We start from the raw sequence: 15,570 nt of genomic DNA on the forward strand, positions 1-15,570 counted from the left end.
AGCCTTAATTTTAGCATTCTTTTAGTGTTTAGGGGAGGACTAAGCCTGAACTTTGACAAAATCCCAAGAACTTTGGTCGGCTCACGGTCGAATTTTCCGGCCTAATCAGCTATAATAGATGGAAACTGTCAAAAAGGTGGGAATAACGTGGCGCAGCTATTTTTTCGGTACGGTGCAATGAATAGTGGGAAGACCATTGAAATCTTGAAGGTCGCCCATAACTATGAGGAACAACATAAGCGGGTCATTATTATGACGAGTGGCTTGGACACCCGCGACGAGGTCGGCTACATCGCCAGTCGCATCGGGCTCAAGCGAGAAGCTCATCCGATCTTCGAGACGACCAACCTGTACGACGAAATCAAGCGAATTGACGCTCACGCCAACTGTGTCCTGATTGACGAGGCCCAGTTTTTAAAGAAGGCTCACGTGTTACAGCTGGCCAAGGTCGTGGACGAGTTAAAGATTCCAGTCATGACGTTTGGTCTGAAGAATGATTTCAGAAACGAATTGTTTGAGGGCTCCAAGTACCTCATGCTTTACGCGGACAAAATCGAAGAAATGAAGACCATCTGCTGGTTCTGTACCAAGAAGGCCATCATGAATCTCCGCTTCCACGACGGCAAGCCAGTCTACGAGGGCGAACAGGTCCAAATTGGCGGTAACGAGGCGTATTACCCCGTCTGCCGGCGGCACTATTTCAACCCGCCAATGGATCGGATCGGCAAGTAGTCACCGTTATGGTGTCACTTGTCCGGGCGTGCAATCGTGAAAAAACATTGCGTGTCCCGTCAGATGTGGTAAGCTGGCTTAGCTAGAAGTAGGGGTGTGTCGGTCGTTAGAGCGGCGGTACCCCCAATTGAATTTATAAATAAGCATCATCAAAACTGAAACGAGGTTAATCGAATGGATGAAATGTTTGACAAGCTCCAAGCCGTAGCCGATCGCTACGACGAGCTGAATGAATTAATCAGTGACCCTGAAGTCATTGCGGATACGCAACGCTTCATGGCCCTCTCTAAAGAAGAAGGGGAGCTGCGGGAAACTGTCGACAAGTATCACCAATATCAAGAAGTCACCCAACAGATCAAGGATGACGATGAGATGCTCCGCGAAAAGCTCGACGATGACATGGATGCCATGGTCAAGGAAGAGCTGAAGGATCTCAACGAACAGAAAGAAAAGCTCGAAGAAGACATCAAGGTCTTACTGTTGCCTAAGGATCCTAACGATGACAAGAACATCATCATGGAAATCCATGGGGCCGCCGGTGGGGATGAAGCCAGCTTATTTGCTGCTGACCTCTTTAGCATGTACTCCAAGTACGCTGAACGCCAAGGCTGGAAGATCGAAATCGTTGACGAGAACGCAACCGAAGTCGGTGGGTTCAAGGAAATTGTCATGATGATTTCTGGTGACAAGGTTTACTCCAAGCTGAAGTACGAAAACGGGGCACACCGGGTACAACGGGTTCCCGTTACGGAATCTGCTGGTCGGGTGCATACTAGTACGGCGACGGTCGGTGTCATGCCCGAAGAAGAGGATGTCGACATCGATATCGATCCCAAGGACATCCGGACCGACGTTTATCGTTCTTCTGGTGCCGGTGGACAGCATATTAACAAGACGTCTTCTGCCGTACGGATGACCCACTTGCCAACGGGTATCGTGGTGGCCATGCAAGACGAACGGTCCCAACAACAAAACCGGGCCAAGGCCATGACGATTCTGCGGGCACGGGTCTACGACTACTACAAGCAACAAGAGGAAAGTGCCTACAACGCAGAACGGAAGTCAGCCGTTGGGACGGGTGATCGTTCAGAACGAATTCGGACCTACAATTACCCACAAAACCGGGTGACCGATCACCGTATCGGCCTGACTCTAAACAAGCTGGACCGGGTCATGAACGGGGAACTCGATGACATTATCGATGCCCTGATTCTTTCCGATCAAGCTGCTAAGCTTGAAGATTTAAAGAACAATGGCTAATCAACTGACTTATCTACAAGCACTCCGCCGAGGGCAAACGCAATTGACCGCGGCTGGGCAAGATAGTAGCGCTGCCCAGTACTTGCTGACGGAAGCTCATGGGTGGACGTTTACTCAGTTGGTACAAAACTACCGAGCAGTGATGCCAGCAGCGGAAAGCCAAACGTTTCAGCAACAGCTGGACCGGGTCGCAAACGGCGAACCGGCACAGTACGTTTTAGGTCGCGCTAATTTCTACGGCCGTGATTTTCAGGTGACCGCCGCAACCCTGATTCCTCGGCAGGAGACTGAGGAGTTGGTGGCTTGGATTCTGGATGTCACGCCGCCGACACCACTGCGGGTGCTGGACGTAGGCACCGGGAGCGGCGCCATTGCAGTGTCGCTCAAGGCGGAACAACCGGCTTGGTCGGTCACGGCCAGCGACATCTCTGCGGGGGCCGTTGCGGTGGCTCAGGCCAATGCTAAAAACCTAGCCGCACCCGTTACCTTCGTGACGGGCGATCTGTTTGAACCAGTCGCTGGTCAGCGTTTCGACGTGATCGTGTCGAATCCGCCGTACATTGACCGTGAAGAGGTCGACGTGATGGATGAGTCGGTCAAACGCTATGAGCCTGAAGGGGCGTTGTTCGCAGCGAACCACGGTCTGGCATTTTACCAACGCTTCGCTGCGGAACTGGCAACCTATTTGTTACCAGGTGGCCAATTTTTTGCTGAAATCGGGTATCGCCAGGGTGCTGCGGTCAAGACCATCTTTGAGACGGCCTTGCCAACGGCCACGGTGACGGTGCGAACGGACATCAACGGCCATGATCGTATGGTTCGCGTGCAACTTTAGTTTTTTTGCGATGGGAGAGAAGAGAAAGTTTATGGAAACCAAGATTTTTCAACCAAATCAAATCGATGAAGCGGCCGCTGCCATTCAGGCTGGCGAGCTGGTTGCATTTCCCACGGAGACCGTCTATGGCCTAGGGGCGGATGCGACCAATGAAGCCGCGGTCAAGCAGGTTTACCTGGCGAAGGGCCGACCAAGCGACAATCCACTGATCGTCCACGTGACCGGCGAAGAGACGGTTAAGCAATACGCGCAACCGCTGTCGGCTAAGGCTGAAGCGTTGATCAAGACGTTCTGGCCTGGGCCACTGACGTTGATCTTTGAATTACAACCAGGGAAGTTGTCCAAGGCCGTCACAGGTGGCCTGACGACCGCTGCCTTTCGTAATCCAGATAATCAGGTCACGCTGGATCTGATTAAGACGGCTGGAGTGCCTTTAGTGGGACCATCAGCTAACACGTCTGGTAAGCCGAGCCCAACATTGGCCAAACACGTTTACCATGACCTGAATGGCAAGATTGCCGGCATCTTGGACGATGGGCCAACCAAGGTTGGGGTGGAGTCAACGGTACTCGATATGTCGACGGAAATCCCAACGATCTTGCGTCCGGGTGGTGTGACCGAAGAACAACTTGAGGCCGTTATCGGTACGGTGCGTTCCAACCACCACAAGGTCGGTAAGGGTGAGATTCCGAAGGCGCCGGGGATGAAGTACAAACATTATGCGCCGAACGCTCAGGTGACAATCGTGGACGATGAAGCCGACTGGCCTGCCGCATTGGCTTGGGCAGCCGAACAGGACGGCACGATTGGCGTGATGGCCCTGGACCGCACGCTGGCTAGCGAAGATCTACCAGCCAATACGGAACCCTTCTCTTTAGGAGCCGACATGAACAGTGCCAGTCATCTGTTGTTTGCTGGGCTCCGGCACTATGATTTGGAGTCCCCAGTAACGGGGATTCTGGCACAGGGCTTTGCGGCCGAAGGCTTAGGGGCGGCGTACATGAACCGCTTGAACAAGTCTGCTGGACAACAGCACTTTACGAAGTAGGGGACTTGGTTGTTCGATTAGGCCATTGCCTGTTTAATTTAAAATATTAAGTATGATGGCGTCCAATCAAATCGGGTTGGACGCCATTTTTGGATCATTGCCGGAAAAGGAAGCAACTCACAATTTGACCGGACCAACTTATAAATAAAAGGTCAAGACATTGACGTCTTGACCTTAGGATTTGATATCGAAAGTTATGAATAGAAACTAAAATTATTTGAGTTCTTTGACAAGATTGGCATTTGCGGTGATATAACCACCGGCGACCTTGTACCGTAGGGTATCACCCTTGTGGAAATTGTTGGCGTTGGAGTAGGCCCAACCCGTAACAGTGAAAGTAGTCATCTTGGCGAAGTGTTGGTTCTTCTTCGTCAGGTTAGCCGTACCGTAACGATTGATCGCCGTCTTAGCTTGGACGCGCTTAGGCATCGTATACTTGCCAGCAGTGACCAGTTTCTTGTTGGTGGAGATGTATTTCCCGTTGTTGAGGACGAAGCGGGTGGTCAAGTTGTGGCTGACAATCTTTTTCACCTTGAGAACTTGCCCTTGCTTGTAGTGCGTCTTTTTACCAGTCAGGGACTTTTTAGTATAGGCGTTGAGGCCACCAGGGTTAATCACCGTAACTTCGGTTCGATTCTTGGTATAGTAGAGTGGCGCAACAAACTTGGCATTCGCAGTGATGTAGCCGGTCGCTCCTTTACCGTTGAGGTCCGTAACTTTGTAGCGCTTGACGCCGTTCTGGGACGTCGCGGTGCCGATGACCTTGAACATCGGTCGGTTCATCCGGGCCTTCTTGGCGTACGTGGTTTTGAGAGCTTTCTTAGTGAAAGTTGGGGACCCGTAGAGGCCAATCTTCTTGGTGGCGTAGACCACGCTGTCCTTAACTACCACATCGGCCGCAACCTTGTGATACGTGTAGGTGACGGCTTGATCAGAACTGGTGAATTTACCAGATTCATCACCGGTGGTATTCAGAAGCTGATAGCCATCGATGCTGAGAGGTTCCGTTTTGTAGTCATCACCAAGTGAACCCGTTAAGGTTTTGTCTGGCTTCAAGGTATTGCCTTGGTCATCGACGTAGTGGACGGTGACGGGCTGGCTGGTAGCCGTAGTCGCAGGCTGGTCCGCCGCACGTTTAAGCACGTAGGCGTTTGGCAGGGCAGAATCAGTTAAGAGACCATCGGCTAATAAAGACCCATCGGCTTGCTTCGTGACGAGATCAGTCATCGGTGTTTGCAGTAACTTAGTCTCGGCATCTTTGGAGGCGGTGGGGTCTAACTGAGCCAGTTGATCAACTGTGAGACTTTCCAAATGGAATTCAACGGTCTCGCGCAATAAAGGTGATATCTCGCCATTAAAGGTGTTCTCATCAGACATGATACTTTTAAACATGCCAACTTGATTACTACCAATAATGTTTTCTTCTGTTAGAAGTGTTGGCAAAACATTACTAGTGTAATCCTTGTCGATGGTTGTATAGTTGGTCTGATGTAGATGGGCTCGGGCAACCGATGCGAATAACCAAGTATAAGCGTAAGCCAAAGTCTCGTAGGCGGTAGTGATATCAGCGCTAGATTTAGCTCCTGGATACATGCCTTGTGACAGCAAGTAATCGGCGTATTTGTCACCGGAATTCAGTGTGACGCCAGACTCTGCCAGATTGATAAGGGTCGAAGCATCATTTGAGGCTTCGGGATGAGTTGGCTCATCTTTGATTAGTTCATTGGCAAATATGTTCCCATTTTCATCACTTTTGAGAATTTTTTCTCGAGAATTAACCTGAGTCTTGAATTCGGAATACCAGGGAACCTTAGTCGTGGTTCCGTGGCTATCCGTGATTAAAATGTAGGGTAATTGAATTTCGTCGAAGGTAACGGCCGTATCGGTGTTACTGGGATCAGAAGTAGTTGCCACCGAATCGGTAGTTGCCGCTCGGACGACGGTCGGGGACAATACCCCGCCAATTAATACGAGTGAAAGACCGGTAAGAATGAGCCGGCGAATCTTGATAGTCATTTGATCGCCTCATTTTCTGCTTATTTATAGATTAGTGTAACACTGTTCAGGGGTGAACTGATGACATCTTCGATAATAGAAATCTTCAAACGGAATCGTTCGGGGCCTCATTTAATAGGTGACGGTAATTATAAAAAGATAAATAGACCAAACTTTCCCCAGAGACTCAAAAAATTTGGTAGAATTAACCTAATTACAGTTCAGGAGGGATCGCCATTGAATTTTAAAGAAGAAGATCCAGCGTTATGGCAGGCCATTGCTAATGAGGAACACCGGCAAGAAGATACCATTGAGTTGATTGCCTCAGAAAATATTGTCAGTCATGCCGTTCGGACGGCTCAAGGCTCAGTGCTGACCAACAAATACGCCGAGGGTTACCCTGGCAAACGTTACTATGGTGGCACGCAGTACATTGATGTCGTCGAACAATTAGCCATTGATCGCGCTAAGAAGCTGTTTAACGCCGAGTATGCCAACGTCCAACCTCATTCCGGGTCACAGGCGAATCAGGCCGTCTACGCGGCGTTTTTGAAGCCTGGCGACACTATCTTGGGGATGTGTCTGGATGCCGGAGGCCATTTAACGCATGGTGCCAAGGTCAACTTCTCTGGTAAGCTTTACGAAGCCTACAGTTACGGCTTGAATCCTGAGACGGAACTCCTGGACTACGACATGATTCGCGACTTGGCTTTGAAAGTAAAACCACAGTTGATCGTCGCCGGGGCTTCAGCTTATTCTCGAATCATTGACTGGAACGCCTTCCGTTCAATTGCCGATGAAGTTGGCGCTTATCTGATGGTTGACATGGCCCACATTGCGGGTTTGGTAGCGGCTGGGTTGCATCCTAGTCCAGTCGGCATTGCCGACGTAGTCACGACTACGACCCATAAGACGTTACGGGGCCCACGTGGGGGCTTGATCTTATCACAAGCCGAGAATGCCAAGCGGATCAATTCTGCCGTCTTCCCAGGAACTCAGGGGGGACCATTAGAGCATGTTATTGCCGGGAAAGCTGCCGCCTTCTTTGAAGACCTCCAACCAGACTTTAAGGATTATGCCCAACAAATTATCACGAATGCTGCGGCAATGGCTGATGAATTCAACCAATTGCCAACGGTTCGCGTGGTTTCTGGCGGGACAGATAATCATTTGATGACGTTGGACTTGTCTGCCACGGATCTCAACGGAAAGCAGGCACAGGAGCTACTGGATAGCGTTCTGATTACGACGAACAAAGAAGCCATTCCGAACGAAAAGCTCAGTCCGTTTAAGACGTCCGGAATTCGGCTGGGAACGCCGGCAATCACAACCCGCGGTTTCAATGCGGACGAGTGTCGTGAGGTGGCCCGATTGATTGTGAAGACAATCTTGAATCCTAATGATGACGCGGTATTAGCCGAGGTGGAGGCTCAGGTTCACGAGTTGACGCAGGCACATCCTTTAACCGCACTGCCATAAATTTCATGAAAAAACGTTTTCATTAAAAATTAATCCGTTCTGGTAGCGTAGATAATGGTACAATTGTAAGAAATCATAAAGGAGCGTTTATTCATGGGGAAGTTTCAAGTACTCGACCACCCGTTGATTCAACACAAGTTAACTATTATTCGGAATAAGAACTGTGGCACCCGCAGTTTCCGCGAGGTAGTTAATGAAATCTCGACCTTAATGGCTTACGATGTCTCACGCGACATGCCATTACAGGATAAGGATATTGAGACGCCAGTGGCTAAGATGACCGCCAAGGAACTTGCTGGTAAGAAAGTGGCAATCGTGCCAATCTTACGAGCTGGTATCGGTATGGTCGATGGGATCTTAGAGTTGATCCCCGCTGCTAAGGTTGGCCACATCGGGATGTATCGCGATGAAGAAACCTTGCAGCCCCATGAATACTTCGTTAAGCTGCCGTCAGACATTGATCAACGACAAATCTTTATTGTGGATCCAATGTTGGCTACCGGTGGATCAGCAATTATGGCCATCGATGCCTTAAAGAAGCGCGGCGCTAGCGAAAAAAACATGAAGTTTGTGTGCTTAGTATCTGCACCAGAAGGGGTTAAAGCCCTGCAAGAAGCCCATCCGGACGTTGATATTTATGCGGCTGCTTTGGACGACCACTTGAACGAAGATGGCTACATCGTACCAGGTTTGGGCGATGCTGGTGATCGTTTGTTTGGGACAAAGTAAACTTTAAAGAGATTCGGCTTAGGGCCGAGTCTCTTATTTGTTTGTAGAATTTGTTCGGCACTACGAAAGGGTTTTCGGCTTGACCGGACGCATTTGTTCAAAAGAGGCTTGACAACCCGAATTTATTATGGAGCTGATTGCGCACGCAAGTAGACTGTGAAACCGGTTACTATCCTTTTCAGCACTAAGCTTTATCCAAGTCCTGAATAATGTTTAGGCTGTAAAAAATTGTTTTGTTTTTTAGCTGAATTGGTGGTATCATTTCCAGTGTATTTGAATGGAGCGCTCGCTTCATTCACTATTCCGCATTTCTCGAAAGAAAACTTAATGAAAATGTTGGGTGAAACCTTCGAGAAACCGCGTCCATATAGTGTTGAAAAGAGGTGATATTCGGTGAATGATGGTCCAGTTTCGACCTTCCAATTTCTGGGATTAACGTTTAGCACGGCCAACATTGTGTCAGCTACGGTTGTCTTTTTACTTGTTGTTGCCCTGGTTTATTTTACTTCCAGACATTTGGCCATGAAGCCTACCAAGGGGCAAAACTTCTTGGAGTGGCTGATTGATTTTACCAACGGAATTTTGAAGGGGTCCATTCCTACCAAGGAAATTGGTGGTTTTGGATTGTACGGTTTCACTTTATTTATCTTCCTGTTCTTGTCAAACGAATTGGGATTGTTTATCAATCTCTCGTTGCCGAACGGTGCCACCATCGTCCGGAGTCCTACGTCGGATCCAATTACGACGCTGACTTTCTCATTAATGACGTTGATGCTTGCGCAATTTGCAGGGGTAAGTAAATTGGGTTACAAGACCCACTTCGGAAATTACATGAAGCCTTTTAAGGTCTGGATAGTTATCAGTATCTTTGAAGAATTCACGAACTTCTTAACGTTGGGTTTACGTATCTTCGGGGTTATCTTCTCTGGCGAAATGCTTTTGGGGATAATTTGGAAGCTTGCGGTTTCACATGGCATCGCAACGATGATAGTCGCTGTACCACTTGAAATGGCTTGGCAAGGGTTCTCAGCTTTCTTGGGAGCAATCCAGGCCTTCGTGTTCGTTACGTTGTCTTCAGTTTACATTTCTCAAAAGCTTGAAGTTGAGGAATAAAGTACTTATCTAATTTTAAGGAGGAAACAAATATTATGGGAGCTATTGCAGCTGGTATCGCTATGGCCGGAGCCGCTATTGGTGGTGGTGTTGGTGACGGTATTCTTATTTCCAAAATGCTAGAAGGTATGGCCCGTCAACCTGAACTATCAGGTCAATTACGGACTAACATGTTCATCGGGGTTGGGCTTATCGAAGCCATGCCTATCATTGCCTTCGTTGTTGCTTTGATGGTTATGAACAAGTAGTTAGTCACAATGATGTTTATATCTGATAGTAGAAGGAGGTGTCAATAGATGCTCTCACATTTAGTGGTTGGCGCAGGGCTTTACTTTGGTGATTCAATTTTCTACGTCGTTTGTTTCTTACTATTAATGTGGATCGTTAAGGTCTTGGCTTGGAAGCCAGTGACCAAGATGATGCAAGATCGGGCTGACAAGATCAGTAATGATATTGACTCAGCTGAAAGCTCTCGGAATGAAGCTGCTGACTTAGTTCAGAAGCGTCAAACCGCGTTAGCTAGTTCTCGGTCTGAAGCACAGACGATTGTGAACGATGCCAAGACCAATGGTCAACAACAGCGTGAACAAATCGTAACGCAAGCTCAAACAGACGCACAGACGTTGAAGCAAAATGCCCAAAAGGACATCGAGCAAGAACGCCAAGATGCCCTGGTCAATGCCCGCAATGACGTGGCGGACCTATCTATTGAGATTGCTTCCAAGATCATTCAACGAGAATTGAAAGCTGACGATCAAAAGGCACTCATTGATTCTTATATCGAAGGGTTGGGGAAGCAACATGAGTCTTAATAGGGCAACTGTAGCTAAGCGCTACGCAAAAGCATTATATGAACTGTTGTCCGAAAAAGACCAACTGGAGTCAGGCTTTACAGAGCTTAAAGAACTTCGCAGTATCTTCCAGGACAACCCGCAATTGAGCACTTTGCTCTCAGACGCTAGCCTGCAGGTTGCTGAACGTGAGGCTTTAGTACAACCGTTACTGAAAGACGCATCGCCATATATCAAGAACTTTGTTCAAATGGTATATGACTATGGTCGCATGGAAAACGTGGTCGACATCGTCGATCAATTCCAGGCCATGTATGATGAGGCTAACCACACGGTTTACGCTGAAGTCACAACGGCAGTACCTTTAACTGATGATCAAAAGACGAAAATCGAGAAAACCTACGCAGAACGTGTAGGGGCCGATAAGGTTATCTTGAGTAGTCAGGTCGATCCTTCTGTGATCGCTGGGGTCATCGTTAAGGCTGCTGACACGGTTCTTGATGGTAGTTTACGAACAAAAATCAATCGTTTACGGCAGCAACTGCTTGCATAACGAATTCGGTAATAAAGAGGTGAAACTTTCATGAGCATTAAAGCTGAGGAAATCAGTGCTCTAATTAAACAACAATTAGAAAGCTACAAGGATGAAATCTCAGTTGAAGAAACTGGTACGGTTACTTACGTTGGTGATGGTGTTGCCCGGGCCCACGGCCTGAACAACGCTTTGCAAGGTGAGTTGCTGTTGTTTGATAACGGGGTTTATGGGATGGTCCAAAACCTCGAATCCAGTGACGTTGGTATCGTTGTCTTGGGTGATTTTACTGGAATCACTGAAGGCGACTCCGTTAAGCGTACTGGACGAATCATGGAAGTTCCCGTTGGCGATCAATTAATCGGTCGGGTTGTAAACCCACTGGGCCGGCCAATTGACGGTAAAGGGGACATTTCCACGGACAAGACGCGGCCAATCGAACACAAAGCACCTGGTGTTATGGAACGGCAAGGGGTTAGTGAACCTCTGCAAACCGGGATTAAAGCCATTGATGCCTTGGTTCCAATTGGACGTGGACAACGTGAATTGATCATCGGTGACCGGAAGACTGGGAAGTCCTCCATCGCCATCGACACGATCATTAACCAAAAAGGTCAAAACATGATCTGTATCTACGTTGCTATTGGTCAGAAGGCTTCTACGGTTCGTGCACAAGTTTCTACGCTGGAAAAATTCGGCGCTATGGACTACACGATCGTCGTTACTGCTAGTCCTTCCGAACCAGCACCAATGTTGTACGTTGCACCATATGCCGGTGCTGCCATGGGTGAAGAATTCATGCACAACGGCAAGCATGTTCTGATCGTCTACGATGATTTAACTAAGCAAGCCGATGCTTACCGTGAACTCTCTCTGATTTTACGGCGGGCACCAGGTCGTGAAGCATATCCTGGTGATATCTTCTACACCCACTCTCGTTTGCTGGAACGGGCTGCTAAGTTAAGTGACGAACTGGGTGGCGGTTCAATGACGGCTTTGCCTGTCATCGAAACCAAGGCCGGGGACGTTTCTGCTTACATCCCAACCAACGTTATTTCCATCACCGATGGTCAAATCTTCCTGAACAGTGATTCATTCTATTCTGGGATTCGGCCAGCTATGGATGCCGGGACTTCTGTTTCCCGGGTTGGTGGTGACGCTCAGATCAAAGCCATGAAGAAGGTTGCTGGGACGTTGCGGTTGGACTTATCTGCCTACCGTGAACTTGAATCCTTCGCCCAATTCGGTTCTGATTTGGATGCTGCAACCAAGGCTCGACTAGACCGTGGTGCACGGACCGTGGAAGTCTTAAAGCAAGGCTTGCATGAATCTGTTCCGGTTGCCAAGGAAGTTATTATCTTGTTTGCGTTGACTCATGGTCACTTGGACAAGCTCGAAATTGAAGACGTTCTGCGTTACCAAGACGAGTTGTTCGACTACATGGATGCCAGCCATAAGGATCTCGAAGACACAATTACCACGACTGGGAACTTGCCAGAAGGCGACTCCCTCGAAAAGGCTATTGCTGAATTCGATGCAACTTTCCAACCAACTGCTAAGGCCGATGACGCGGCGGCAGACACGGCTAATTAAGATTACTTGAAGGAAGGATGGTGAGAAATAATGGCTGAATCAATTCATGACGTCCAACGTCGAATTAATTCCACGAAAGCAACCCGTCAAATTACGGCGGCAATGCACATGGTTTCGACCGCGAAGTTAAATAAGATTCAGAAACACGCAGTCGGCTACCAAGACTATGTTTCGAAGGTTAAGGCTGTCGTTATGCATCTTTCACAGTCTCATCTGTTAGATAATTCCTCAAGTAGCCTACAGTCGAACCGTCCAGTAAAGAAAACCGCATATTTAGTGATCACCTCCGATCGTGGAATGGTGGGTAGCTATAATAGTAGCGTGCTCCGGGAAGCCAATACGTTCATTAGTGAACGCACACCAAATCCTGACGACTACATGGTGTTAGCCGTTGGGGGAACTGGTGCTGACTTCTACCGGAACCGTGGCATCAATGTGGCTTATGAATACCGTGGGGTCAGCGATGTGCCTGAATTTAACGAAGTTCGGGAAATCGTTAAGACCGTTACCACGATGTTTAACAATGAGGTGTTTGATCAACTCTTTGTGTGCTACAACCACTTTGTAAACCGGATTTCATCCCGTTTTCGGGCTGAAAAAATGTTACCAGTTGACAAGGAAACCTTGTCGACTGATGCGGCAAACGATACGCAAGCTGCACCTTTAACTGCTGAGTACGATACTGAACCTTCTGAAGAAGAAGTGTTGCAAGTCGTTCTGCCACAATATGCAGAAAGCTTAGTTTACGGTGCAATCTTGGACGCGAAGACTTCCGAACATGCATCAAGTTCAAACGCGATGCAATCAGCCACTGATAATGCCGATGATTTGATTGGGACGTTGCAACTGCACTATAATCGTGCACGACAAGCAGCAATCACCACTGAAATCACCGAAATTACTGGTGGTCAGGAAGCCTTAAATAATTAATGACGGGAGGAATTAACGAATAATGAGTGCTGGTAAAATTGTTCAAGTTATCGGACCTGTTGTTGACGTTGAATTCCCACTGAATGATGAATTACCTGACATCAACACCGCCCTTAACATCAAAAAAGATGATGGTAGTATCCTTGTAACCGAAGTTGCCTTGGAATTAGGTGACGGGGTTATGCGGACGATTGCCATGGACGGTACCGATGGTCTTCGCCGGGGTATGGAAGTAGAAAACACTAAGGCTTCTATTTCTGTTCCTGTCGGTGACGACACTCTCGGTCGGGTGTTCAACGTTCTGGGGAATCCTATTGACGGCGGTGCCGAATTTGGACCAGACGCAGAACGGATGCCAATTCACCGTGATGCACCTAAATATGACGAATTAAACCCTACGACTGAAATCCTGGAAACGGGTATCAAGGTTATTGACTTACTCGAACCTTACGTTCGTGGTGGGAAGATTGGGTTGTTCGGTGGTGCCGGTGTTGGTAAGACCGTTTTAATTCAAGAATTAATCCATAACATTGCTCAAGGCCATAACGGGATTTCCGTCTTCACCGGTGTTGGTGAACGGACTCGTGAAGGTAACGATATGTACTGGGAAATGAAAGGTTCAGGGGTTCTAAAGCAAACGGCCATGGTTTATGGTCAAATGAACGAACCTCCTGGTGCCCGGATGCGGGTTGCCCTGACTGGTTTGACCATTGCGGAATACTTCCGTGATGTTAAGGGCCAAGATGTGCTACTCTTCATTGATAACATTTTCCGGTTCACGCAAGCCGGTTCTGAAGTTTCTGCCCTCTTGGGTCGGATTCCTTCAGCCGTTGGTTATCAACCAACGTTGGCTACTGAAATGGGTCAGTTACAGGAACGGATCACGTCAACGAAGAAGGGGTCTATTACCTCTATCCAAGCTGTTTACGTGCCTGCCGATGACTATACCGACCCTGCTCCTGCCACGACTTTCGCCCATTTGGATGCCACGACTAACTTGGAACGTGCTTTGACGCAACAAGGGATTTACCCAGCCGTGGACCCATTGGCTTCAACGTCTACTGCCTTGGCCCCTGAAATCATCGGTCAAGAACACTACGACGTTGCTACGGAAGTTCAACACGTCTTGCAACGGTACCATGAATTGCAAGATATCATCTCTATCTTAGGGATGGATGAACTTTCCGAAGAAGAACAAACGATTGTTAACCGTGCTCGGCGGATTCAATTCTTCCTGTCACAACCATTCTCCGTTGCTTCACAGTTTACGGGTATGGATGGGAAGTATGTTAAGTTGGAAGATACTGTCCGGAGTTTCAAGGAAATCTTAGATGGTAAGTATGATGACCTACCAGAAGATGCTTTCCGGAACTGTGGTGCTATCGAAGACGCTGTCGAAAAGGCTAAGCAAATGAACGCTGCCGTTGCCAACAACTAGGGAGGGATTCTAATTGGCTGATAATCAATCAGTATTATCCGTTAGTATCGTAACCCCAGATGGCCGGGTCTATGAAAACGATGGTGAACTCTTGGTCATTAAGACTAAGTTGGGTCAACTCGGGATCATGCCCAATCACGTGCCCGTCATTTCCTCTTTGGAAGTCGACGAAGTACGGGTTAAACATGATGGTGAAGAGGATGAAATTGCCGTTAACGGTGGTTTCCTAGAATTCTCCGACAATGTTGCCACCATTGTTGCTGACAGTGCGGAACGTCAAGACGATATTGACGTCGGTCGGGCCGAAAGTGCTCGTGATCGGGCTCAAGCTGCCATTAAAAAGGCGCAAGAAGCTCATGACGATGACACTTTGGCACGGGCTGAGGTCGCTTTGCGGCGGGCCATCAACCGAATTAACGTCGCCAACCATTAAGCACACTAATGCATGTCAAAAAAGGCAATTCTCACTAACGGGAATTGCCTTTTTGTTTACTTAAAATTCAAATTGGTCTTTGACTTCATAGGCGCTAGAGCTAGTGTCTAGACCAGATAGTAGTCGATTGGTCTAGGTGATAGGCGGAGCTAAAGTTCGGAATTTACGAATTGGCCTTTTATGCATGCTCCGCCAATAATTAGCAATCAGAGCCGTTTACTCTATAATTTTAAATGAAAGCCTCCCCCTGGAAACGTCATTCACTGCAATTACTTATAGTTTGTTCAGTCATAGCTATTAATAAAAGCAAATGTAATATTACAAACGCCGATTTTGCTGGAATTTCAAGGACAAGCACGAAAAATTATGCTATAGTTGGTGAGAATGTTTAGAAAGGATTGAGTTAATGAAACTTCTAGGGTTGCAAGCTATTCTAACGATCGTTAGTCATTTGACGTTTATCGCCCTCGCATTTTGGGCAATCTCGGCGTTACACATTGAACGACTAATGTCGGTGTACCCCCGTCAGGCACGGGTCGTTATCGTGATGTTGTCGGTAGCGATAGGGTACGGCTGCAGCTCGTTCTTTCTGGACTTCATCAATAATGTTCGTAATCTGGGCTATTTACTATAGGCAAGCCCGAAAATTCTTTGGAGGTATC

General features: G+C 48.0%; 16 protein-coding genes. 15 read left to right on the top strand and 1 reads right to left on the bottom strand.

All coding sequences use genetic code 11. The annotated features are described in order from the left end of the window. Positions 1-147: 147 nt before the first annotated feature. The 4 genes from EKM73_RS06250 (at position 148) to EKM73_RS06265 (ending at position 3,875) form a co-directional block, all read left to right on the top strand. Entirely contained in the window at positions 148-732 is a 585-nt protein-coding gene (locus tag EKM73_RS06250; protein ID WP_125701120.1) for a thymidine kinase, read from the top strand. A 174-nt stretch (positions 733-906) separates the two neighbouring features. After that, a complete protein-coding gene (prfA, locus tag EKM73_RS06255) occupies positions 907-1,992 on the top strand; it encodes a peptide chain release factor 1 (protein WP_020090414.1) in 1,086 nt (361 codons plus the stop codon). Next, complete coding sequence (prmC, locus tag EKM73_RS06260; protein WP_125701121.1) at positions 1,985-2,827, top strand: peptide chain release factor N(5)-glutamine methyltransferase; 843 nt, start codon at positions 1,985-1,987, stop codon at positions 2,825-2,827. The genes prfA and prmC overlap by 8 nt, the downstream gene beginning before the upstream one ends. 31 nt (positions 2,828-2,858) lie before the next feature. Then, on the top strand, positions 2,859-3,875 hold the full coding sequence (locus tag EKM73_RS06265; RefSeq protein WP_125701122.1) for an L-threonylcarbamoyladenylate synthase: 1,017 nt from the start codon (positions 2,859-2,861) through the stop codon (positions 3,873-3,875). Positions 3,876-4,088: 213 nt separating this feature from the next. Here the strand turns inward: EKM73_RS06265 and EKM73_RS06270 are convergent, their stop codons facing one another. Beyond that, positions 4,089-5,891 (bottom strand): DUF5776 domain-containing protein, encoded by a 1,803-nt coding sequence (locus EKM73_RS06270; protein WP_125701123.1) that lies wholly within the window; start codon positions 5,889-5,891, stop codon positions 4,089-4,091. 216 nt (positions 5,892-6,107) lie between these two features. On the opposite strand from EKM73_RS06270, the gene glyA reads away from it, so the two are divergent. The 11 genes from glyA to EKM73_RS06325 all read left to right on the top strand — a co-directional run bounded on the left by glyA (position 6,108) and on the right by EKM73_RS06325 (position 15,542). Beyond that, positions 6,108-7,349 carry a serine hydroxymethyltransferase gene (gene glyA / locus EKM73_RS06275; protein WP_125701124.1) on the top strand — a complete coding sequence of 414 codons (1,242 nt, stop codon included), beginning with the start codon at positions 6,108-6,110 and terminating at the stop codon, positions 7,347-7,349. A 93-nt stretch (positions 7,350-7,442) separates the two neighbouring features. After that, entirely contained in the window at positions 7,443-8,078 is a 636-nt protein-coding gene (gene upp, locus EKM73_RS06280; protein ID WP_125701125.1) for a uracil phosphoribosyltransferase, read from the top strand. A 393-nt stretch (positions 8,079-8,471) separates the two neighbouring features. Beyond that, entirely contained in the window at positions 8,472-9,191 is a 720-nt protein-coding gene (atpB, locus tag EKM73_RS06285; RefSeq protein WP_125701126.1) for a F0F1 ATP synthase subunit A, read from the top strand. 35 nt (positions 9,192-9,226) lie between these two features. Beyond that, a complete protein-coding gene (gene atpE, locus EKM73_RS06290) occupies positions 9,227-9,439 on the top strand; it encodes a F0F1 ATP synthase subunit C (RefSeq protein WP_020088408.1) in 213 nt (70 codons plus the stop codon). A 48-nt stretch (positions 9,440-9,487) separates the two neighbouring features. Then, on the top strand, positions 9,488-10,003 hold the full coding sequence (atpF, locus tag EKM73_RS06295) for a F0F1 ATP synthase subunit B (RefSeq protein WP_020088407.1): 516 nt from the start codon (positions 9,488-9,490) through the stop codon (positions 10,001-10,003). After that, the gene (gene atpH / locus EKM73_RS06300) at positions 9,993-10,535 is read left to right on the top strand and encodes an ATP synthase F1 subunit delta (protein ID WP_020088406.1); all 543 of its coding nucleotides are present in this window, start codon (positions 9,993-9,995) and stop codon (positions 10,533-10,535) included. The genes atpF and atpH overlap by 11 nt, the downstream gene beginning before the upstream one ends. Positions 10,536-10,565: 30 nt before the next feature. Further along, positions 10,566-12,107, top strand: coding sequence for a F0F1 ATP synthase subunit alpha (gene atpA / locus EKM73_RS06305; protein WP_125701127.1), 1,542 nt, complete (start codon positions 10,566-10,568; stop codon positions 12,105-12,107). A gap of 30 nt (positions 12,108-12,137) precedes the next feature. After that, a complete protein-coding gene (locus EKM73_RS06310) occupies positions 12,138-13,037 on the top strand; it encodes a F0F1 ATP synthase subunit gamma (protein WP_125701128.1) in 900 nt (299 codons plus the stop codon). Between the two features lie 22 nt (positions 13,038-13,059). Beyond that, a complete protein-coding gene (atpD, locus tag EKM73_RS06315; RefSeq protein WP_020088403.1) occupies positions 13,060-14,475 on the top strand; it encodes a F0F1 ATP synthase subunit beta in 1,416 nt (471 codons plus the stop codon). A 13-nt stretch (positions 14,476-14,488) separates the two neighbouring features. Then, the gene (locus tag EKM73_RS06320) at positions 14,489-14,908 is read left to right on the top strand and encodes a F0F1 ATP synthase subunit epsilon (RefSeq protein ID WP_020088402.1); all 420 of its coding nucleotides are present in this window, start codon (positions 14,489-14,491) and stop codon (positions 14,906-14,908) included. Between the two features lie 406 nt (positions 14,909-15,314). Next, positions 15,315-15,542 (top strand): DUF1146 family protein, encoded by a 228-nt coding sequence (locus tag EKM73_RS06325; protein ID WP_020088401.1) that lies wholly within the window; start codon positions 15,315-15,317, stop codon positions 15,540-15,542. The last annotated feature ends 28 nt before the right edge of the window (positions 15,543-15,570 follow it).

Origin of the sequence: Levilactobacillus fuyuanensis, assembly GCF_003946395.1 — a bacterium.
Lineage (GTDB): Bacteria > Bacillota > Bacilli > Lactobacillales > Lactobacillaceae > Levilactobacillus > Levilactobacillus fuyuanensis.

Excerpts from the sequence above, each read along its gene's own strand:
- prfA (WP_020090414.1), top strand. The coding sequence starts at position 907 with ATGGATGAAATGTTTGACAAGCTCCAAGCCGTAGCCGATCGCTACGAC.
- prmC (WP_125701121.1), top strand. The coding sequence starts at position 1,985 with ATGGCTAATCAACTGACTTATCTACAAGCACTCCGCCGAGGGCAAACG.
- EKM73_RS06265 (WP_125701122.1), top strand. The coding sequence starts at position 2,859 with ATGGAAACCAAGATTTTTCAACCAAATCAAATCGATGAAGCGGCCGCT.
- EKM73_RS06270 (WP_125701123.1), bottom strand. The coding sequence starts at position 5,891 with ATGACTATCAAGATTCGCCGGCTCATTCTTACCGGTCTTTCACTCGTA.
- upp (WP_125701125.1), top strand. The coding sequence starts at position 7,443 with ATGGGGAAGTTTCAAGTACTCGACCACCCGTTGATTCAACACAAGTTA.
- atpE (WP_020088408.1), top strand. The coding sequence starts at position 9,227 with ATGGGAGCTATTGCAGCTGGTATCGCTATGGCCGGAGCCGCTATTGGT.
- atpF (WP_020088407.1), top strand. The coding sequence starts at position 9,488 with ATGCTCTCACATTTAGTGGTTGGCGCAGGGCTTTACTTTGGTGATTCA.
- atpH (WP_020088406.1), top strand. The coding sequence starts at position 9,993 with ATGAGTCTTAATAGGGCAACTGTAGCTAAGCGCTACGCAAAAGCATTA.
- atpA (WP_125701127.1), top strand. The coding sequence starts at position 10,566 with ATGAGCATTAAAGCTGAGGAAATCAGTGCTCTAATTAAACAACAATTA.
- EKM73_RS06310 (WP_125701128.1), top strand. The coding sequence starts at position 12,138 with ATGGCTGAATCAATTCATGACGTCCAACGTCGAATTAATTCCACGAAA.
- atpD (WP_020088403.1), top strand. The coding sequence starts at position 13,060 with ATGAGTGCTGGTAAAATTGTTCAAGTTATCGGACCTGTTGTTGACGTT.
- EKM73_RS06325 (WP_020088401.1), top strand. The coding sequence starts at position 15,315 with ATGAAACTTCTAGGGTTGCAAGCTATTCTAACGATCGTTAGTCATTTG.